Genomic DNA, 18,418 nt, shown 5'->3' on the forward strand with positions numbered 1-18,418 from the left:
AAAGATTCACAATTTGCGCGCGATAATATCACACTTGATTTGTTACGCACGGTTCCACCAGCCACTTCTGCCAGCTGGCCGTTACCTGAGCGCGTTCTGCGACAAAACAGTCCAGCGCCACGTGACCCGGCTGCTCCTGCAGCGCCAGGTTGTGAAGTTCGTCGCGCAGCGTCGTGTAGGCGCGGGTTAAGGCCTGCGCCTCCTGCTCGTCCATGATGTCGTTTTGCGCCAGCAGTTCCAGAATGCGCACGTTATCGGACCAGCGGGTCAGCTTCGGCTTGTCGTGCGCGTGGAGCAGCACCAGATACTGGGTAATAAACTCAATATCGGTAATCCCGCCCTCGTCGGCTTTGATATCAAAGCGATCGCGGTGTTTATTACCCAAGTGCGCGCGCATTTTCTCGCGCATCTCGCGCACTTCGGTCTGCAGCGTATTGCCCTCGCGCGGGGTGGTCATGACATCCTTACGAATGGCATCGAACTGCGTTTTGAGCTGCGGATCGCCATACACCACGCGGGCGCGCACCAGCGCCTGATGCTCCCACGTCCAGGCTTCATTCTTCTGGTAATCGGCGAAGGATTCCGTTGAGGTGACCAGCATGCCCGCCGCGCCGGACGGACGCAGGCGTGCATCGACTTCATACAAAATGCCCGACGAGGTGCGGGTGCTGAACAGGTGCATAATGCGCTGGGCCAGGCGCAGATAGAACTGACGCCCGTCAATCTCGCGCTCGCCGTCGGTCATCACGTCAACCGGGCAGTCGTGCAGGAAGATTAAATCCAGATCGGAGCTGTATCCCAGCTCCCAGCCGCCGAGCTTGCCGTAACCGACCACGGCAAAGCCTCGCCCCTCACGGTCAGCAAGGTGCTTCGGCTGGCCGTAGCGGGCCACCATCTGCACCCACGCCTGCTGCACGACCGCGTCGATGATCGCCTCCGCGAGCCAGGTTAAGTGATCGCTCACTTTCATCACCGGCAGCGTTCCGGCGATGTCCGCCGCCGCCACACGCAACATCTGAGCCTGCTTAAACTGGCGCAGCGCCTCCAGCTGCTGCTCTTCGTCCTCTTCCGGCACGCGCAGCAGATACTGACGCAGCTCGTCACGGTAGGCATCCGTCGCCGTGGGTTGATACAGGGTATTCGGGTCGAGCAGTTCATCCAGCAGCAGCGGATAGCGCGCCAGCTTGTTGGCCACCATCGGGGAGGCGGCGCAGAGCGTAATCAGGTGCTTGAGTGCCCCCGGAAACTCGCTCAAAAGCTCCAGATACGTGGTGCGCGTGATGATCCCGCTCAGCAGCGGCATCATGCGCGACAGCGGCACCGGCGCATCCGCCCGCGAGCAGACCTCGCTCAGCAGGTGCGGCATCAGGTGATCCAGCACCTGTCGACCGCGCGGGCCGATGGCGCGCTTGTTCAGCTCAAGACGGAAATCGGCAATCAGCGCCACCACGCGATGGCGCGCGTCGTCGGTTAGGTGCGACAGCACCGGGGTGGTGTCATCTTCCTGGAGCGCGTCCTGCCACAGCTCACGCCAGTGCTCGGAAAGCGCATCGTCCTGCGATTCACTTTCATCATCACCAATCAGTTCGTTAAAGATGCGGCGCACGCCTGCCATGTGGGCATCGAGCCGTTCGGTCAACGTTGACCAGTCATCCACGCGCATGCCCCAGGCCAGACGCGCCCGGTTAAGGTCATCCCCCGGCAGGGTCTGGGTCTGTTCGTCGTTGATGCTTTGCAGCAGATTTTCCAGACGACGCAGGAACAGATAGGCCTCGCGCAGAGTTTGCGCGTCGCCGTCCGGCAGCAGGTGAAGCTGCTCGATGGCGCTCAGCGTCGGGAGCAGCGAGCGGGATTGTAGCGACGGCTCGCGCCCGCCGCGAATCAGCTGGAAGACCTGGACGATAAATTCGATTTCGCGAATACCACCCGCGCCAAGCTTGATGTTGTCCTTCAGCCCACGACGGCGAACCTCACGGGCAATCATCCCTTTCATATTGCGCAGGGACTGGATGACGCTGAAGTCGATATAGCGACGGAACACGAACGGGCGCAGCATGGCACGCAGCTCGTTGGCGTAGGCGTCATCGCTGTCGCCCATGATCCGCGCTTTGACCATCGCATAACGCTCCCAGTCGCGCCCCTGCTCCTGGTAGTAGTCCTCCAGCGCGGCAAAGCTCAGCACCAGCGGGCCGCTGTCGCCAAACGGACGCAGGCGCATGTCCACACGGTAAACAAAGCCGTCCTGCGTCGGCTGATCCAGCGCCTTAATCAGGCGCTGACCGAGACGGGTAAAGAACTGGGCGTTGTCCAGCTCGCGACGGCCGCCGCGTGTGGAGCCGTTCTCAGGCCAGGCGAAAATCAGGTCGATATCGGAGGAAAAGTTCAGTTCGCAACCGCCCAGCTTGCCCATCCCCAGAATCAACAGCGGCTGAGGAACCCCTTCCTCGCTGCACGGCGTGCCCCACTCTTTACAGCAGGCGGCGTAGAGCCAGTCGCGCGCGGCGACAATCAACGTCTGCGCCAGCTCGCTTAACTGCTGCAGCGTACTCTCTTCACTCACCAGCTCTAGCGCCTGCGCCCAGGCAATGCGCACCATCACACGACGGCGGAATTGACGCAGGACGCGCATCAGCGTCGCCTCATCCGCGACGTCTTCAAGCGCGGCCTGCAGCCAGCCGGCATAGTGCCGCCACTCGTCCGCCTGCGGCGGTGCGTTCTCAAGCTCCGTCAGCCAGTCCGGGTAGACGGTGATGCTTTCCTGCACAAAATCACTGAAGACGAGCACGCTTTTCGCCTGCTCGCTTAACGATGACGCCGGTAATGACTCAGGCAGACGTTCGCAAACGGTCTGCCACTGCTGCTGTAACGGTGAAGAAAGCGGCATTCTAGGGGTTCCTTGCCAGAGTTAACGTTTTCCGCTGTGCAGCCAGTACGGCTCCTGCGAAATGGCCTCATTACGGAAATGCTCAATTTCAATATGTTGACGGGTTTCGATGGCATGCTTCAGCCCCTGCCAGTTTTCCAGCCACGCCTGCGCCTGTGGCCCGTCGTAGGCACCGGAAAGGAGCAGCATGCTGTCGATGTTGCGCGAAAGACGGGGAAGCTGATCACCATATTTATCGCCGAGCGGATACGCAAAGGTGCTCTTCAGTTCAGCGGCATGACGGGAAAGATGAATGTCCGCGAAACGCTTAAAGTTTTCCGCGATTTTGGCCTCAGCTTTCGCATCCAGGAAGGCGCGCCAGCCGCGCGTGACCAGAAACTCGGTCAGCGCCAGTTTTGCCGAAGCGGCTTGCGGGCTGTAAATCGCCGTTTGCGCCGAGACGTCCGAGAGCATCAGCGTTTCGGTTTGCGCCAGCAGATCACGTAAGTGAGCGCTCGCTTTGCGAGGAACGATACCGCCGAACAGCGCCAGGGTATGGCGCACCAGGGCTATCGCCGCGAGCACGTGGGATTTGGCGTTTTTCACATTTCGCACCCACAGCTCTTCGTGGTACTGCCACTGCGAAAGCGCCAGCTCCAGCGCGGCTTCCAGCCCCTGCTCAACGCTGGCTTTCGGCGCAACGCGCAAAATGGTCGTCTCTTTCAGAACGCGCGGCGCATTTCCGGCCGCCAGATGGTAACCCCGCGCGGCTTTACTCAGGCTTCCCTGACGCAGTCCGGACTGGCTCACCAGCCTGCGCGCCAGCTTCAGCACGTCATTCGCGTCCCCTTCCAGCAGTTCAAGCTCCAGTTCACAAATGGGTTCCTGGAACTCCCCCGCCTTCACCTCACCGAGATCGAGAGCGATTTCGATGCGGCTTTTACCTTCCGTCACCAGCCATTTCTCGCGCCAGAAATCGGTGCTGAACAGCGGCTGCACCTGCTCTGCCAGCGTGGCAGGCAGCTCGCCTTCCGGCCAGACGTCCGTCGGGAAGCGTTCGAGCTCAAGTTCTGGCTGACTGATGTCGATATTGTATTCCGGACGCTGATGTAACCCGCCGACCACGCGGCCGGCAATTTTCATCGTCATCTCGTAGCGCCCGCTCGCGCCACGGATGCGCAGCCCCATATCGTGACGGCGCAGCCAGTTGTCCGGCGTTTCGTAATAGATATTAAGCAGTTGTACCGGTGCATGGTGTTCGCCGGAGAGCGTATGCAGATGCTGGCGGAGTGCGTCAACGCTGTCTTTTTCGACGATAAATTTTAATTCGATTTCCTGAGCCATAGCCTTGTACTTTTGCGGGCGTCACAGACGCGTCAATGAGGGCGAACTTCCTCGCCATTTGTTTGTCAGTACATAGTATTTTGCGCCAAATTGCCATGCAATGAGCAATTTGTCGGGCGTAAATGTCCAGAGTCGTGACACAGATGATTCTGATTGCTGACGAATGCTTTGCGTAGAGACACTGTTGCCACTACTATCGTTCCACTATTTATGAAAATAACGACTAATGATGCTTAAATTACGCCTGATTGGACTTACTTTACTCGCTTTTAGCGCCGCAACAGCCGTGCACGCTGAAGAGAAGCGTTACGTTTCTGACGAACTGAACACCTGGGTACGCAGTGGCCCCGGAGATAATTATCGCCTCGTGGGCACGGTCAATGCCGGCGAGGAAGTCACCCTGTTACAGACCAACGCGGACACCAACTACGGTCAGGTTCGCGACAGTTCTGGCCGTACGTCCTGGATCCCGCTGAAAGAGCTGAGCACCGTGCCAAGCCTGCGCACCCGCGTGCCGGATCTGGAAAATCAGGTGAAAACCCTGACCGACAAGCTGAACAACATCGACGGAACCTGGAACCAGCGTACCGCCGAAATGCAGCAGAAAGTGGCGCAGAGCGACGGTGTGATTAACGGGCTGAAAGAAGAGAATCAGAAGCTGAAAAACGAGCTGATTGTCGCGCAGAAGAAAGTGAATGCCGCCAACCTGCAGCTCGATGACAAACAGCGCACCATCATCATGCAGTGGTTTATGTATGGCGGCGGCGTGCTGGGCGTCGGTCTGGTGCTGGGTCTGGTTCTGCCGCACCTGATCCCAAGCCGTAAGCGTAAAGATCGCTGGATGAACTAATTCGTCTTCTCTGCCAGACTTACGTATCATTCTGGAAAAGAGAAAACGGGAGTGTCAGGCGTGAAGAGTTATCTGGTCGGTGGTGCGGTTCGTGATGCGTTGTTAGGTCTGCCGGTCAAAGATAAAGACTGGGTGGTGGTGGGCGCCACCCCGGAAGAGATGCTCGACGCGGGCTACCAGCAGGTAGGCCGCGATTTTCCCGTGTTCCTGCACCCGAAAAGCCGCGAAGAGTATGCCCTGGCGCGTACCGAGCGGAAATCAGGTTCGGGCTATACGGGCTTCACCTGCTATGCCGCGCCTGACGTCACGCTGGAGGAAGATCTCCTGCGTCGCGATCTGACCATTAACGCGCTGGCGCAGGACGAGCATGGCCAAATTGTTGACGCTTATGGCGGCCAGGACGATCTGCGCAACCGTCTTTTACGCCACGTCTCCCCGGCGTTTTCTGAAGATCCGCTCCGCGTGCTGCGCGTGGCGCGTTTTGCCGCGCGTTACGCCCATCTCAGCTTCCGTATTGCCGATGAGACAATGGCGCTGATGACCGCCATGACCGAGGCGGGCGAGCTTGAACACCTGACGCCAGAGCGCGTCTGGAAAGAGACGGAGAATGCCCTCACCACGCGTAACCCGCAGGTCTTTTTCCAGGTCCTGCGCGACTGCGGCGCGCTGAAGGTGCTGTTCCCGGAAATAGACGCGCTGTTTGGCGTCCCGGCTCCGGCGAAATGGCACCCGGAAATTGATACCGGCGTGCACACGCTGATGACCCTGAGCATGGCGGCCATGCTCAGCCCTGACGTGGACGTGCGTTTTTCCACCCTGTGCCACGATCTGGGCAAAGGCTTGACGCCAAAAGAGCTCTGGCCTCGGCATCACGGGCACGGTCCGGCCGGGGTGAAGCTGGTCGAGGGGCTGTGCCAGCGTCTGCGCGTGCCGAACGAGATCCGCGATCTGGCGAAACTGGTGGCCGAATTCCACGATCTGATCCACACCTTCCCCATCCTGAAACCGGCCACCATCGTTAAGCTTTTCGATAACATCGACGCCTGGCGCAAACCCCAGCGCGTGGAGCAAATCGCGCTGACCAGCGAAGCTGACGTGCGCGGGCGTACCGGGTTTGAAGCGTGCGACTACCCGCAGGGACGTTTACTGCGTAAAGCCTGGGAGGTAGCGAAAGCGGTGCCGACGAAGGACGTCGTCGAGGCGGGATTCAAAGGACCGGAAATTCGCGAAGAACTCACGAAACGGCGAATTCAGGCGGTCTCTGACTGGAAGGAAAAGCATTGCCCTCAGCCGAAAGACTGAGGGCGGTTGGTCATCAGAAGAAGACCACGTACACGGCAGCCGCGACGATAAAGCGGTAGATCGCGAACGGAATGAACGAGATACGCTTAATCAGCTGCAGGAAGGTTTTGATGGCAATCAGCGCCACGATAAACGCGGTGATGAAGCCAACGGCGAACATGGGAATGTCGCCCGTGGTGAGGAAACCGATGCTTTTATAGAGGTCAAGCGCGGTGGCACCCATCATCATCGGCACCGCCAGCAGGAAAGAGAACTCTGACGCGGCGTAACGGCTTACGCCCATCAGCATCCCGCCGGAGATGGTTGCGCCTGAACGTGAGAAGCCCGGCCACAGCGCCAGACACTGGAAGCAGCCAATGATAAACGCCTGACGATACGTCATATCGTCCAGCTCTTCCGCGCGCGGCGTTTTTGGCTTCAGCACTTCCGCGGCGATCAGCAGGAAGCCGCCCACCACCAGCGCGTACATCACGTTAATCGGGTTAAACAGCGATTTGATGGCGTCGTGGAAAACCAGCCCCAGCACCACTGCCGGGACCATCCCGAGCAGAATATGGATCAGCGACAGGCGGCCTTTACTCATCCCTTCGTGCTGCGGCGGACGGCCAAAATGGATACCGATCAGGCCAAACAGACGGCGCCAGAACATCACCACCACCGCCAGAATCGAACCCAGCTGGATAACCACTTCGAACGTTTTGGCGGTATCGCCTTCAAAGCCCAGCAGATGGCCAACGATAATCATATGGCCGGTACTGGAAACCGGTAAAAACTCCGTCAATCCTTCGACCACACCCAGTATTGCCGCCACCAGCAGCGAGTGCATATCGCTCATCTATAAACCCCTAAAAAAATATAAAAAAAACGGTCGCCCCAACGGCTACCGTGAAAGATACAGCTATAAGACAGATATAACCTAAAAGGGTTTAGCTATTATGACGTTAAATCTTGCCTTTCAGATTTGTGCCACGCTCGATGATAACACCAACGTTGGCGGCGCGCGCCACCGCGCCCGGCTTGCTCAGTTTGATGCGCACCCAGGGTGAGTTGAATTTTTTCAGCAGCAGTTCTGCGACTTCTTCCGCCACCCGTTCGACCAGCGCAAAACGTTGCCCTTCAACGTGGTCGATGACCGTTTCACTGATATCGGCGTAGCTCAGACAGTCATTCACGTCATCACTTTTTGCCGACTTGCGGTTATCCCAGCCCATTTCGATATCGAACACCAGCTTCTGCTCGATGGTCTGTTCCCAGTCGTAAACACCAATAGTGGTGATTACCGAAAGTTGCTCTATAAATACAATATCCATCACGACCTGCCTGCTTTTTGGCTAAACCGGATACCACTTCCGGCGAATTATGCGTATTATCCACAGATGCTGAGAATACAGATACATTTTCAAAACGGAACAGCGTTATGAGTGCAATCGCGCCTGGAATGATCCTCCTCGCCTATCTTTGCGGCTCAATCTCCAGCGCCATTCTGGTCTGCCGCATCGCCGGGTTACCTGACCCGCGTGAAAGTGGTTCCGGGAATCCGGGAGCGACCAACGTACTACGAATTGGCGGCAAGGGAGCAGCCGTAGCGGTTTTGATTTTTGATGTTCTGAAAGGGATGTTGCCCGTCTGGGGCGCGTATGCGCTGGGCGTCACGCCGTTCTGGCTGGGGCTCATTGCGATTGCTGCCTGTGTCGGCCACATCTGGCCCGTATTCTTCGGTTTTAAAGGCGGCAAAGGTGTGGCGACCGCCTTTGGTGCCATTGCGCCTATCGGCTGGGACCTGACCGGCGTGATGGCCGGCACCTGGCTACTGACCATTCTGCTGAGCGGCTATTCGTCGCTGGGCGCCATCGTCAGCGCGCTGATCGCGCCGTTCTACGTCTGGTGGTTCAAGCCCCAGTTTACCTTCCCGGTGTCGATGCTCTCCTGCCTTATCCTGCTGCGTCATCACGATAATATTCAGCGCCTGTGGCGTCGTCAGGAGACAAAAATCTGGACGAAGCTCAAGAGGAAGAAAAAAGACGCCCCGTAAGGTTAGTTATGCCTTATAGCCAAATGTGATTTTGGTCACCTTCTGCCTGTGGTAACTGTTAATGACACAACACAACCACATCAGAAGAAAATGGCAGAAATCACAGAAACCACTCCCCTTTCAACGGCAGGAAAACACCCCGATGGCGACATCCAGTGGGTGCGCAGCGCCTCGGATGTCTCACGCCTCGTTAATGACGGTTCTCAGGGTCGGGCCAACGCCCGTATCGTGGTCGGTATCGCGCTGGGCGGGATTTTCCTCGATGCCTACGATCTGGGCGCGCTGGCCTTCGGTATTAAAGACATCACCCGCGAATTTAACCTGACGCCCGCCGGTACCGGCATGGTGGCCTCGGCCATTACCTTTGGCGCCATTGTCGGGGCGCTGCTCGGCGGTTATCTCACGGATAAAATCGGGCGCTATCGCGTCTTTATGGCTGATATGGTGTTCTTCGTCGTAGCGGCTATTGCCTGTGCGCTGGCTCCGAACGAATATGTGCTGGCGGGTGCCCGCTTTGTCATGGGGCTTGGCGTCGGGATCGACCTTCCCGTGGCGATGGCGTTTTTAAGCGAGTTCGCCAGGCTGAAAGGCCCCGGCAATAAGGCCTCCAGCGTCGCCATGTGGTGCCCCACCTGGTATGCCGCCATCAGTATCTCCTACCTGCTGGTGCTTTTCTTCTACGCCGTGCTGCCGGAAAGCCACAGCGACTGGCTGTGGCGTTTGATTCTCGGCTTTGGCGCCGTGCCGGCGCTGGTAATTATTGCCATCCGCAGCCGCTATATGAGCGAATCGCCGGTCTGGGCGGCAAATCAGGGCAACCTGAAGGAGGCAGCATCCATTTTACGCCACTCATACAACATCAATGCCCACGTGCCGCAGGATGCGCTGAGCCAGCCAGCCCCCGTCGTGAATAAAGCGAAATGGTCCAACTACCTGAACCTGTTCCGCGGCATCTACTTGCGGCGCACCACGCTCGCCACGCTGCTGTCCGTCGTCTCCTCGTTCGCCTATAACGCGGTGGCGTTTGGTCTGCCGGTGATCATCTCCAGCTTCTTTGTCCAGTCGATGCTGACCACCATCCTGATATCTCTGGCGCTTAACCTGCTGTTTGCCTTCGTTGGCGGACTGCTGGCGGTACGCTACGTGCCGCGCTTCGGCGCCTGGCGGATGTCGCTGGCGGGTTACGCCTGCCAGCTGGTCGCGCTGCTGGGCCTGGGGCTAATTGGTCGTCCGGAAGGCACCACCGAAGGCGTGCTTGCCGTGGCGATGCTGGCGCTCTTCCTGTTCGGCCAGGGCTTCGGCCCGGGCGCGCATACCATGACGTTTGCCTCGCTGAGCTACCCGACCTCGCTGCGCGGCGTTGGCGTGGGCCTTAACCAGACGCTGATGCGCAGCAGCTCGACGCTGTCGCTGTTCCTGTTCCCGCTGCTGGTCGCCTCGCTGGATACCGCCGTGTTCTGGGTAATTGCGCTGGCGCCGTTTATCGGCCTGGCCTCGCTGCTGGCGATCCGCTGGGAGCCGTCGGGGTATGATGTGGATGCGGAGGATTACCGATAATGACCTCGCTTCGGTGGGTTAACCCCACCGAAGGATTCTTACAAATCATTCAGCAGCGTTCGGGAAAGTTTTTTCAGCATCTCAAGCTCTTCATCATTCATCCGCATGCTGCAGCGTATCTGGTCCGGCAGCGCCATCACCTGCTTTTTCAGTGCGTTAGCCTTCTCCGTCAGAACGACAGTTTTCATTCTTTCGTCACCCACAACCGCGATACGGTTGAGAAACCCTTTTGCCTCAAGCTTTTGCACCAGCGGGGTCAATGTGCCCGAATCAAAAAACGTCTTATCGCTGAGATCGCGAAGTGGAATGTTGTCTTTCTCATAAAGCGCCATCAAAACAACAAATTGCGGATAGGTAAGATCTATTTCCTGTAATAAGGGACGATATTGCCGAACGAACGCGTTGGTGACTGAGTACAGTGAGAAGCAAAGTAAATCATCTAACGTCTTGTTTTCTTTCATTTCGCTTTCAACCCTTAGTCAGTTTTATAAAAAAATTATAAATAAAGTTTGACTAAAAGTATCTTGCGCGCAAGTATTACAACAACAACTTAATAGCGCACTACTTAAATAACATCACTGTCTAACACTCGCTTAAAGAGGTACTACCATGAAAACATTAGCCGCCATCCTGGTTTCTTCCGTGTTCGCGTCTGCTGCAGCGTCCGCTCACACCACCAATACCCCTACTCCGACCGCAGGCGTACAGGCATTTCTTAATGTTCTGAATTCGGGCAAGGGTAAGCCAATGGAACAGATGACCCCGCAGGAGGCCCGCCAGGTACTGATCGGCGCGCAGCAAGGCGCAAAACTGCCGCCCGCTCAGGTTTCAGAAAAAACGATCCAGGTAAATGGTCAGGCGATCAAACTGAAAATAGTGAAACCTGAAAACGCGACCGGCACACTCCCGGCATTTATGTTCTTCCACGGCGGCGGCTGGGTGCTGGGTGATTTCCCAACTCACGAACGCTTAATCCGAGATCTGGTTCGCGCGTCAGGTGCCGCAGCGGTTTACGTTGATTACACGCCGTCACCTGAGGCCCATTTCCCGGTGGCCATTCATCAGGCCTTTGAAGCGACAAAATGGGTAGCCGAGCACGGTCAGGAAATTGGCGTGGACGGTAGCCGTCTGGGTCTGGTCGGTAACAGCGTGGGTGGCAATATGGTGGCTTCCGTGGCGCTGCAGGCAAAACAATTTAATGGGCCAAAAATTCGCTACAACGTCATGCTCTGGCCTGTGACCGATGCGAATTTTGATACTGCCTCGTATAACCAGTTCGAGAACGGCTATTTCCTGTCGAAAAACATGATGAAATGGTTCTGGGATAACTACACCACCAACGCGGCCGATCGCAACAATATCCTTGCCTCTCCGCTTCGCGCCAGCGCCGCGCAGTTGAAAGGCTTCCCGGAGACGCTGATTCAGACAGCAGAGCTGGACGTTCTGCGGGATGAAGGTGAAGCATTCGGGCGTAAGCTGGATGCGGCTGGCGTCCCGGTGACCGTCACGCGCTATAACGGCATGATCCACGATTACGGCCTGCTCAATCCACTGAGCGAAGAGCCTACGGTCAAGGTTGCCCTGGAGCAGGCTGGCGCAGCGCTGCATGAGCACCTGAAATAACGGCATCGCGATGTTTGTCAGACAGCACGCCCTCCGGGCGTGCTTTTTTGTTTCGTCTTAACCGCTATCCATAAGCGACTCATATGACAGCCTTCATTTCTGCCAGGGCATACTGAAACGACCCGATGATGAGCAGATGGATGCAGCATGTTAGCAGCTCAGGTCACTGATAATTCGTACAAAGGCTGGCAGGCGTCGCTTGCCCTGCAGTTTTGTCACACCCCTGAGAAAACCCTCCTGCACTCCGCTCATCACGTCGGGCCGCTTACCGTTCAGCGTCCATTTTATCCCGAAGGCGAGACCTGCCACCTCTATCTTCTGCACCCGCCGGGCGGGGTTGTGGGCGGGGATACGCTGGATATTACCGTGCGTCTGGACGCCAAAAGCCATGCGCTTATCACCATGCCCGGCGCCAGCAAGTTCTATCGCAGCAGCGGCCCGCAGGCTCGCCTGCATCAGCACTTTTATCTCGATGAGGGATCCACGCTGGAGTGGCTGCCGCAGGACACCATTATCTTCCCCGGTGCGAATGCCGCACTGCGCTCCGTCTTCCACCTGAAGGCCTCCAGCACGCTGCTGGCGTGGGAGCTGTACTGCCTGGGACGACCGGTAATCAATGAGGCCTTCAGCCACGGCACGCTGGAAAGCCGCCTTGAAGTCTGGGTTGAGGACGAGCCACGCCTGATTGAACGTCAGCACCTTGCCGACGGCGATCTCACGCCCGTCGCCGGGCATCCGTGGATTGGCACGCTGCTGTTCTACCCGGCCAGAGAAGAACATCTCGACGCAGCGCGTGCGCTGCTCGCCCCGCTGGATACGTATGCGGGCGCCACGCTCGCAGACGATCTCATGTCGGTGCGCTTTCTCTCCCACGATAACCTGATTTGTCAGCGGGTGATGCGCGACGTCTGGCAGTCGCTTCGCCCGCTTCTCACCACCAAAACCGCCTGTTCGCCGCGTATCTGGCAGACATAAGAGAAACGTTATGGAACTGACCCCCAGAGAAAAAGACAAGCTGTTGCTGTTCACCGCCGCGCTGGTTGCCGAACGCCGCCTTGCGCGCGGGGTAAAGCTCAATTACCCGGAATCGGTCGCGCTGATCAGCGCCTTCATCATGGAAGGCGCGCGCGATGGTGAAACCGTCGCCTCGCTGATGGAGGCAGGCCGCCACGTCCTGACCCGCGACCAGGTGATGGAGGGCGTACCGGAGATGATCCCGGACATTCAGGTGGAAGCCACCTTCCCGGACGGGTCCAAGCTCGTCACTGTCCACAACCCGATCGTCTAAGGAGCGCGTGATGATCCCAGGCGAATACCAGATCCAGCCCGGCGCGATTGCGATCAACGTCGGGCGCGAAACCCAAACCGTGGTTGTCGAAAATCACGGCGACAGGCCGATCCAGGTCGGATCGCACTATCACTTTTACGAGGTCAACCCGGCGCTGAAGTTTGACCGTGAGGTGACCCGAGGCTACCGGCTGAACATCCCGGCAGGCACCGCCGTGCGCTTTGAGCCCGGCCAGAAGCGCGAAGTGACGCTGGTTCAGGTCACGGGTGCGCAGCGCATTGTCGGCTTTCGCGGCGAGGTAATGGGTGAGGTGAAACATGGCTGAGATTTCGCGCCAGGCCTATGCCGATATGTTCGGCCCCACTACCGGCGATAAAGTGCGGCTGGCCGACAGCGAGCTGTGGATTGAAGTGGAAGACGATCTCACGATCTACGGCGAAGAGGTCAAGTTCGGCGGCGGGAAGGTGATCCGCGACGGCATGGGCCAGGGGCAGATGACCGCAGACGACTGCGTGGATCTGGTGCTGACCAACGCGCTGATCGTCGATCACTGGGGGATCGTGAAAGCCGATATCGGCGTCAAGAACGGGCGGATCTTTGCCGTCGGCAAAGCCGGCAACCCGGACATTCAGCCCGGCGTGACGATCCCAATTGGTGCCGCAACCGAAGTCATCGCCGCCGAAGGGAAGATCGTCACCGCAGGTGGGATCGACACCCACATCCACTGGATCTGCCCGCAGCAGGCGGAGGAGGCGCTGGTCTCCGGCGTCACCACCATGATCGGCGGCGGCACTGGACCCGCGGCGGGCACCAACGCCACCACCTGCACGCCAGGGCCATGGTATATCGCCCGCATGCTGCAGGCCGCCGATACGCTGCCGGTGAACATCGGCCTGCTCGGCAAAGGTAACGGATCCAATCCGGACGCCCTGCGCGAGCAGATTGCCGCGGGCGCCATCGGGCTTAAGATCCACGAAGACTGGGGCGCCACGCCTGCGGCGATCAACTGCTCGCTGGAGGTGGCCGAAGAGATGGACATTCAGGTGGCGCTGCACAGCGACACGCTGAACGAGTCCGGGTTTGTCGAAGATACGCTGGCTGCCATTGGCGGACGCACCATCCACACCTTCCACACCGAAGGGGCGGGCGGTGGCCACGCGCCGGATATCATCACCGCCTGCGCACACCCGAATATTCTGCCCTCCTCCACCAACCCGACGCTGCCCTACACGGTCAATACCATCGACGAGCATCTCGACATGCTGATGGTTTGTCATCACCTCGACCCGGATATCGCCGAGGACGTGGCGTTTGCCGAATCCCGCATTCGTCGGGAGACCATCGCCGCCGAAGACGTGCTGCACGACATCGGCGCGTTCTCGCTCACGTCGTCAGACTCGCAGGCTATGGGCCGCGTCGGGGAAGTGATTATCCGTACCTGGCAGGTGGCGCACCGCATGAAGGTCCAGCGCGGCGCGCTGCCGGAAGAGACCGGCGAGAACGACAATTTCCGCGTGAAGCGCTACGTCGCCAAATACACCATTAACCCGGCGCTGACCCACGGTATCGCCCATGAAGTGGGCTCGATTGAGGCGGGCAAGCTGGCAGATCTGGTGGTCTGGTCCCCGGCGTTCTTCGGCGTAAAACCCGCCACCATCGTCAAAGGCGGGATGATCGCCTGTGCGCCGATGGGTGACATCAACGCTTCAATCCCCACGCCGCAGCCGGTCCATTACCGCCCGATGTTTGGCGCGCTGGGCGCCGCGCGCCACGCCACGCGGCTGACGTTTGTCTCGCAGGCGGCTCACGCGAACGGTATCCCCCAGCAGCTCAACCTGCAGAGCGCCACGGCGGTGGTAAAAGGCTGCCGGACGGTGAAAAAGGCCGACATGATCCACAACGCTCTGCAGCCGAACATCACCGTCGATTCGCAAACCTACGAGGTGCGCGTCGACGGCGAACTGATTACCAGCGAACCGGCTGACGTTCTGCCGATGGCGCAACGCTATTTCCTGTTTTGAGGAGTGATGATGATTTATCTGACCCAACGCCTGGACCATGCGCATCAGACTACCGCCAGCGTCACGCTGCCGATTGACGTGCGGGTGAAAAGCCGCGCCCGCGTGGCGCTTAACGACGGCCGCGAAGCCGGGCTGATGCTGCCGCGCGGCCTGCTGCTGCGCGGGGGCGACCTGCTGACCACCGACGACGGCAGCGAAGTGATCGAAGTGATCGCCGCCCCGGAGTCGGTCTCCGTGGTGCGCTGCGCCGATCCGTTCCTGCTCGCCCGCGCCTGCTACCACCTGGGCAACCGCCACGTGCCGCTGCAGGTTATGCCCGGCGAACTGCGCTATCACCACGATCACGTTCTCGACGACATGCTGCGCCAGTTTGGGCTGAAGGTAACCTACGCCAGCCTGCCGTTTGAACCGGAAGCGGGCGCGTACGCCAGCGATGCCCACAGCCATAGCCACGCTCATACCCATTCACATTAAGGATCCATCATGCGCAAGTTACTCCCCCTGTTACTGCTGGCCTTTTCCGTTCCCGCGCTCGCGCATCCCGGCCACGGCGCCGACAGCTTTCAGGCCGGTTTTTTCCATCCGCTGACCGGGCTCGATCATCTCCTGATGCTGACCGGTGCAGGCGTGCTGTCGGCGCTGAGCGGCCGCAAGCTCCTGCTGCCGTTTGCCACCCTCGGGATGATGTTTGTCGGCGCCGTTGCGGGCAGCCTGCTCGGCGGCTTTAGCGGCATGGAGATGCTGATTATCGCCTCGCTGGCGGTCAGCGGCGTGATGATGTTTAAAACCAAAAATCGCCTGCTGCTGGCGGTGCCTGCCCTGGCGATGTTCCACGGCTGGGCGCACGGCGTGGAGATGTCCGGCCATAACTTCTGGCTCTTCACCAGCGGGTTTATGTTCGCCAGCGCCACGGTGCTGTGCGCCAGTTTCGCCGCAGGATTGCTGCTGCGCCGTCACGACGGGCTGCGTAAAACCTTTGGCGGCGGGCTGATTGTGTCCGCCCTGCTGGCGCTGATGAGCTGATGGAGCACGCCCGTCAGAGGCTGCGCCTGATGCAGCTCTCCAGCAGCAGCCTGCCGGTCGGGTCGTTTACCTGGTCGCAGGGGTTGGAGTGGGCCGTTGAGGCGGGCTGGGTCACGGACGCCGACGCCTTTAAACGCTGGCAGATCCAGCAGATGGAGCAGAGTTTTTTCTGCGTCGATCTGCCGCTGTTTCACCGTCTCTGTCAGGCCTGCGATCGGCACGATCTGGCAACGGCCAGACGCTGGACGGCATACCTGCTCGCCTGCCGGGAAACGCGAGAGCTGCGTGAAGAAGAACGCAACCGCGGGGCGGCCTTTACGCGCCTGATTAAAAGCTGGGAGCCGGACTGCCCGGCAGAATGGCTGGCGCTGTGCAGGCAAAGCCAGCTCTGCGGCATGGCGTGGCTCGGCGTGCGATGGGGCATTGACGTGCGCGAGCTGGCGCTGAGCCTGGGATACAGCTGGATTGAGAGCGCGGTCATGGCGGGCGTCAAGCTGGTGCCGTTTGGGCAGCAGGCCGCGCAGCAGCTGATTATCGAACTGAGCGACCATTTTGCCGCCGGGCTTGAACAGGCCTTTTTACGTCGCGACGACGCGCTGGGGGCAGCAACGCCGCTGTCCGCCATCGCCTCTGCGCGCCACGAAACCCAATATTCACGACTATTCCGTTCCTGAGGAGTCAACATGGCTGATTACAAACATCCCCTGCGCGTGGGCGTGGGTGGCCCGGTAGGGTCGGGTAAAACCGCGCTGCTGGAAGCGCTCTGCAATGCGATGCGCGATACCTACCATCTTGCGGTGGTAACCAACGATATCTACACCAAAGAGGATCAGCGCATCCTGACCGAAGCGGGCGCGCTGGCGCCGGAGCGCATTGTAGGCGTGGAGACCGGCGGCTGCCCGCATACCGCCATCCGCGAAGATGCCTCAATGAACCTGGCGGCGGTGGAAGCGCTCAGCGAGAAATTCGGTAATCTGGACCTGATCTTCGTGGAAAGCGGCGGGGACAACCTGAGCGCGACGTTCAGCCCGGAGCTGGCGGATCTGACCATCTACGTGATCGACGTGGCCGAAGGGGAAAAAATTCCGCGCAAGGGCGGGCCGGGGATCACCAAATCCGATTTTCTGGTGATCAACAAAACCGATCTTGCGCCGTACGTCGGCGCCTCGCTGGAGGTGATGGAGCGCGATACCAACCGCATGCGCGGCGAGCGTCCATGGACGTTTACCAACCTGAAGGCGGGGGACGGCCTGGGGACGATTATTGCGTTTCTGGAAGAGAAAGGGATGCTGCGGGTGTAGTGCGGTTTGTTGCCGGGTGGCGGCTTCGCCTGACCCGGCCTACGGTTTTGTAGGCCCGGTAAGCGCAGCGCCACCGGGCAAAAAAACTCACGCCTCAGGCAGTTCCGCCAGCGGCCAGCGCGGACGCACGGACACGCTCAGGTCAGACGTTGCGCCAGCGTTCAGGCGCACCATCCCCGCGTAGGCGATCATCGCCCCGTTATCGGTGCAGAATTCCGGACGCGCGTAGAACACTTCTCCGCGACGCTTTTGCATCATCTCGGCGAGCTTCGCGCGCAGCGTGCGGTTGGCGCTGACGCCGCCCGCCATCACCAGACGCTTAAAGCCGGTCTGATCCAGCGCGCGCTTGCACTTGATCATCAGCGTATCCACCACTGCATCTTCAAACGCGCGGGCGATATCGGCGCGGGTCTGATCGCTGTCGTCGTTATTGCGGATCGTGTTGGCTGCGAAGGTTTTCAACCCGGAGAAGCTGAAGTCCAGCCCCGGACGGTCGGTCATCGGACGCGGGAAGACAAAGCGCCCTTCCGTTCCCTGCGCCGCCATTTTGGACAGCATCGGGCCGCCTGGGTAATCCAGCCCCAGCAGCTTGGCGGTTTTGTCGAACGCTTCACCGGCGGCGTCGTCGATCGACTCGCCCAGCAGCTCGTACTTGCCAATGCCCGTCACGCTAATCAACTGCGTATGGCCGCCGGAGACCAGCAGCGCCACAAACGGGAATTCAGGCGGATTCTCTTCCAGCATCGGCGCCAGAAGGTGCCCTTCCATATGGTGAACCGGGATGGCCGGCACGTCCCACGCGAAGGCCAGCGAACGGCCAACGGTCGCGCCGACCAGCAGCGCACCGACCAGGCCCGGACCGGCGGTATAGGCCACGGCATCAATATCGGTTGAACTTAACCCGGCCTCTTTCAGCGCCGCCTGAATCAGGGGAACCGTTTTACGCACGTGGTCACGAGAGGCCAGTTCAGGCACGACGCCGCCGTAGTCAGCGTGCAATTTCACCTGACTATACAGTTGGTTGGCCAGAAGCCCTTTTTCGTCGTCGTAAATGGCGATGCCGGTTTCATCGCAGGATGTTTCAATACCCAGTACACGCATGACTTGTTTTACCTCGTTTCAATACCGCGCAGTGTAGAGCCTGGGCGGGTTGATGTAAAACTTTGTTCGCCCCAGGAAGAAGGCTCGTGTATACTCCTCACCCTTATTAAAGT

General features: G+C 59.3%; 19 protein-coding genes. 13 read left to right on the forward strand and 6 right to left on the reverse strand.

All coding sequences use genetic code 11. From position 1 onward, the window contains the following. Positions 1–28: 28 nt before the first annotated feature. Together glnE and ACMGGQ_RS17565 are read right to left on the reverse strand one after the other, a co-directional pair. Positions 29–2,884 (reverse strand): bifunctional [glutamate--ammonia ligase]-adenylyl-L-tyrosine phosphorylase/[glutamate--ammonia-ligase] adenylyltransferase, encoded by a 2,856-nt coding sequence (glnE, locus tag ACMGGQ_RS17560; protein ID WP_420290343.1) that lies wholly within the window; start codon positions 2,882–2,884, stop codon positions 29–31. Between the two features lie 21 nt (positions 2,885–2,905). Next, a complete protein-coding gene (locus tag ACMGGQ_RS17565; protein ID WP_334755960.1) occupies positions 2,906–4,207 on the reverse strand; it encodes an inorganic triphosphatase in 1,302 nt (433 codons plus the stop codon). Positions 4,208–4,436: 229 nt separating this feature from the next. Here ACMGGQ_RS17565 and ACMGGQ_RS17570 point away from each other — a divergent pair, with 229 nt between their 5' ends. Both ACMGGQ_RS17570 and ACMGGQ_RS17575 read left to right on the forward strand, forming a co-directional pair. Continuing rightward, positions 4,437–5,057 carry a TIGR04211 family SH3 domain-containing protein gene (locus ACMGGQ_RS17570; protein WP_025912514.1) on the forward strand — a complete coding sequence of 207 codons (621 nt, stop codon included), beginning with the start codon at positions 4,437–4,439 and terminating at the stop codon, positions 5,055–5,057. Positions 5,058–5,117: 60 nt separating this feature from the next. Further along, on the forward strand, positions 5,118–6,359 hold the full coding sequence (locus ACMGGQ_RS17575; protein WP_045910159.1) for a multifunctional CCA addition/repair protein: 1,242 nt from the start codon (positions 5,118–5,120) through the stop codon (positions 6,357–6,359). Between the two features lie 13 nt (positions 6,360–6,372). On the opposite strand, the gene bacA is transcribed toward ACMGGQ_RS17575, so the two are convergent. Continuing rightward, on the reverse strand, positions 6,373–7,194 hold the full coding sequence (gene bacA / locus ACMGGQ_RS17580) for an undecaprenyl-diphosphate phosphatase (RefSeq protein ID WP_420290344.1): 822 nt from the start codon (positions 7,192–7,194) through the stop codon (positions 6,373–6,375). A 106-nt stretch (positions 7,195–7,300) separates the two neighbouring features. Next, the gene (gene folB, locus ACMGGQ_RS17585) at positions 7,301–7,669 is read right to left on the reverse strand and encodes a bifunctional dihydroneopterin aldolase/7,8-dihydroneopterin epimerase (RefSeq protein WP_196365282.1); all 369 of its coding nucleotides are present in this window, start codon (positions 7,667–7,669) and stop codon (positions 7,301–7,303) included. A gap of 107 nt (positions 7,670–7,776) precedes the next feature. Between folB and plsY the strand changes: the two genes are divergently transcribed. Next, entirely contained in the window at positions 7,777–8,391 is a 615-nt protein-coding gene (gene plsY, locus ACMGGQ_RS17590) for a glycerol-3-phosphate 1-O-acyltransferase PlsY (RefSeq protein ID WP_008502955.1), read from the forward strand. A gap of 90 nt (positions 8,392–8,481) precedes the next feature. Beyond that, the gene (locus ACMGGQ_RS17595) at positions 8,482–9,948 is read left to right on the forward strand and encodes an MFS transporter (RefSeq protein WP_420290345.1); all 1,467 of its coding nucleotides are present in this window, start codon (positions 8,482–8,484) and stop codon (positions 9,946–9,948) included. A 38-nt stretch (positions 9,949–9,986) separates the two neighbouring features. Here the strand turns inward: ACMGGQ_RS17595 and ACMGGQ_RS17600 are convergent, their stop codons facing one another. Then, complete coding sequence (locus tag ACMGGQ_RS17600; RefSeq protein WP_420290346.1) at positions 9,987–10,409, reverse strand: MarR family winged helix-turn-helix transcriptional regulator; 423 nt, start codon at positions 10,407–10,409, stop codon at positions 9,987–9,989. 148 nt (positions 10,410–10,557) lie between these two features. On the opposite strand from ACMGGQ_RS17600, the gene ACMGGQ_RS17605 reads away from it, so the two are divergent. The 9 genes from ACMGGQ_RS17605 (at position 10,558) to ureG (ending at position 17,204) form a co-directional block, all read left to right on the forward strand. After that, positions 10,558–11,571, forward strand: coding sequence for an alpha/beta hydrolase (locus ACMGGQ_RS17605; RefSeq protein ID WP_023617354.1), 1,014 nt, complete (start codon positions 10,558–10,560; stop codon positions 11,569–11,571). A gap of 147 nt (positions 11,572–11,718) precedes the next feature. After that, positions 11,719–12,546 carry an urease accessory protein UreD gene (locus ACMGGQ_RS17610; RefSeq protein ID WP_262778803.1) on the forward strand — a complete coding sequence of 276 codons (828 nt, stop codon included), beginning with the start codon at positions 11,719–11,721 and terminating at the stop codon, positions 12,544–12,546. 10 nt (positions 12,547–12,556) lie between these two features. Beyond that, positions 12,557–12,859 carry an urease subunit gamma gene (locus tag ACMGGQ_RS17615; RefSeq protein WP_003862556.1) on the forward strand — a complete coding sequence of 101 codons (303 nt, stop codon included), beginning with the start codon at positions 12,557–12,559 and terminating at the stop codon, positions 12,857–12,859. A gap of 10 nt (positions 12,860–12,869) precedes the next feature. After that, on the forward strand, positions 12,870–13,184 hold the full coding sequence (locus ACMGGQ_RS17620; RefSeq protein WP_196346545.1) for an urease subunit beta: 315 nt from the start codon (positions 12,870–12,872) through the stop codon (positions 13,182–13,184). Continuing rightward, entirely contained in the window at positions 13,177–14,880 is a 1,704-nt protein-coding gene (gene ureC, locus ACMGGQ_RS17625) for an urease subunit alpha (protein ID WP_024906477.1), read from the forward strand. Before ACMGGQ_RS17620 ends, ureC begins: the two co-directional genes overlap by 8 nt. 9 nt (positions 14,881–14,889) lie before the next feature. Beyond that, positions 14,890–15,354 (forward strand): urease accessory protein UreE, encoded by a 465-nt coding sequence (gene ureE, locus ACMGGQ_RS17630; protein WP_420290578.1) that lies wholly within the window; start codon positions 14,890–14,892, stop codon positions 15,352–15,354. Between the two features lie 9 nt (positions 15,355–15,363). Then, the gene (locus ACMGGQ_RS17635; protein ID WP_420290347.1) at positions 15,364–15,903 is read left to right on the forward strand and encodes a HupE/UreJ family protein; all 540 of its coding nucleotides are present in this window, start codon (positions 15,364–15,366) and stop codon (positions 15,901–15,903) included. Next, positions 15,903–16,577 carry an urease accessory protein UreF gene (locus tag ACMGGQ_RS17640; protein ID WP_024906474.1) on the forward strand — a complete coding sequence of 225 codons (675 nt, stop codon included), beginning with the start codon at positions 15,903–15,905 and terminating at the stop codon, positions 16,575–16,577. Before ACMGGQ_RS17635 ends, ACMGGQ_RS17640 begins: the two co-directional genes overlap by 1 nt. A gap of 9 nt (positions 16,578–16,586) precedes the next feature. Next, positions 16,587–17,204, forward strand: coding sequence for an urease accessory protein UreG (ureG, locus tag ACMGGQ_RS17645; protein WP_420290348.1), 618 nt, complete (start codon positions 16,587–16,589; stop codon positions 17,202–17,204). A gap of 87 nt (positions 17,205–17,291) precedes the next feature. Here ureG and tsaD read toward each other — a convergent pair whose 3' ends face one another. Further along, entirely contained in the window at positions 17,292–18,305 is a 1,014-nt protein-coding gene (tsaD, locus tag ACMGGQ_RS17650; protein ID WP_045909996.1) for a tRNA (adenosine(37)-N6)-threonylcarbamoyltransferase complex transferase subunit TsaD, read from the reverse strand. Between the last annotated feature and the right edge of the window lie 113 nt (positions 18,306–18,418).

It is taken from the genome of Enterobacter sp. BNK-13, assembly GCF_048685015.1.
In the GTDB taxonomy this organism is placed as follows: Bacteria; Pseudomonadota; Gammaproteobacteria; order Enterobacterales; family Enterobacteriaceae; genus Enterobacter; species Enterobacter quasiroggenkampii.

Bases quoted from the DNA above. Each gene is read 5' to 3' on its own strand.
- glnE (WP_420290343.1), bottom strand. From the start codon at position 2,884: ATGCCGCTTTCTTCACCGTTACAGCAGCAGTGGCAGACCGTTTGCGAA.
- ACMGGQ_RS17635 (WP_420290347.1), top strand. From the start codon at position 15,364: ATGCGCAAGTTACTCCCCCTGTTACTGCTGGCCTTTTCCGTTCCCGCG.
- ACMGGQ_RS17600 (WP_420290346.1), bottom strand. From the start codon at position 10,409: ATGAAAGAAAACAAGACGTTAGATGATTTACTTTGCTTCTCACTGTAC.
- ACMGGQ_RS17640 (WP_024906474.1), top strand. From the start codon at position 15,903: ATGGAGCACGCCCGTCAGAGGCTGCGCCTGATGCAGCTCTCCAGCAGC.
- ureE (WP_420290578.1), top strand. From the start codon at position 14,890: ATGATTTATCTGACCCAACGCCTGGACCATGCGCATCAGACTACCGCC.
- folB (WP_196365282.1), bottom strand. From the start codon at position 7,669: ATGGATATTGTATTTATAGAGCAACTTTCGGTAATCACCACTATTGGT.
- ACMGGQ_RS17620 (WP_196346545.1), top strand. From the start codon at position 12,870: ATGATCCCAGGCGAATACCAGATCCAGCCCGGCGCGATTGCGATCAAC.
- plsY (WP_008502955.1), top strand. From the start codon at position 7,777: ATGAGTGCAATCGCGCCTGGAATGATCCTCCTCGCCTATCTTTGCGGC.
- ureC (WP_024906477.1), top strand. From the start codon at position 13,177: ATGGCTGAGATTTCGCGCCAGGCCTATGCCGATATGTTCGGCCCCACT.
- ACMGGQ_RS17595 (WP_420290345.1), top strand. From the start codon at position 8,482: ATGGCAGAAATCACAGAAACCACTCCCCTTTCAACGGCAGGAAAACAC.
- ACMGGQ_RS17565 (WP_334755960.1), bottom strand. From the start codon at position 4,207: ATGGCTCAGGAAATCGAATTAAAATTTATCGTCGAAAAAGACAGCGTT.
- ACMGGQ_RS17610 (WP_262778803.1), top strand. From the start codon at position 11,719: ATGTTAGCAGCTCAGGTCACTGATAATTCGTACAAAGGCTGGCAGGCG.
- ACMGGQ_RS17615 (WP_003862556.1), top strand. From the start codon at position 12,557: ATGGAACTGACCCCCAGAGAAAAAGACAAGCTGTTGCTGTTCACCGCC.
- ACMGGQ_RS17605 (WP_023617354.1), top strand. From the start codon at position 10,558: ATGAAAACATTAGCCGCCATCCTGGTTTCTTCCGTGTTCGCGTCTGCT.
- tsaD (WP_045909996.1), bottom strand. From the start codon at position 18,305: ATGCGTGTACTGGGTATTGAAACATCCTGCGATGAAACCGGCATCGCC.
- ureG (WP_420290348.1), top strand. From the start codon at position 16,587: ATGGCTGATTACAAACATCCCCTGCGCGTGGGCGTGGGTGGCCCGGTA.
- ACMGGQ_RS17570 (WP_025912514.1), top strand. From the start codon at position 4,437: ATGCTTAAATTACGCCTGATTGGACTTACTTTACTCGCTTTTAGCGCC.
- bacA (WP_420290344.1), bottom strand. From the start codon at position 7,194: ATGAGCGATATGCACTCGCTGCTGGTGGCGGCAATACTGGGTGTGGTC.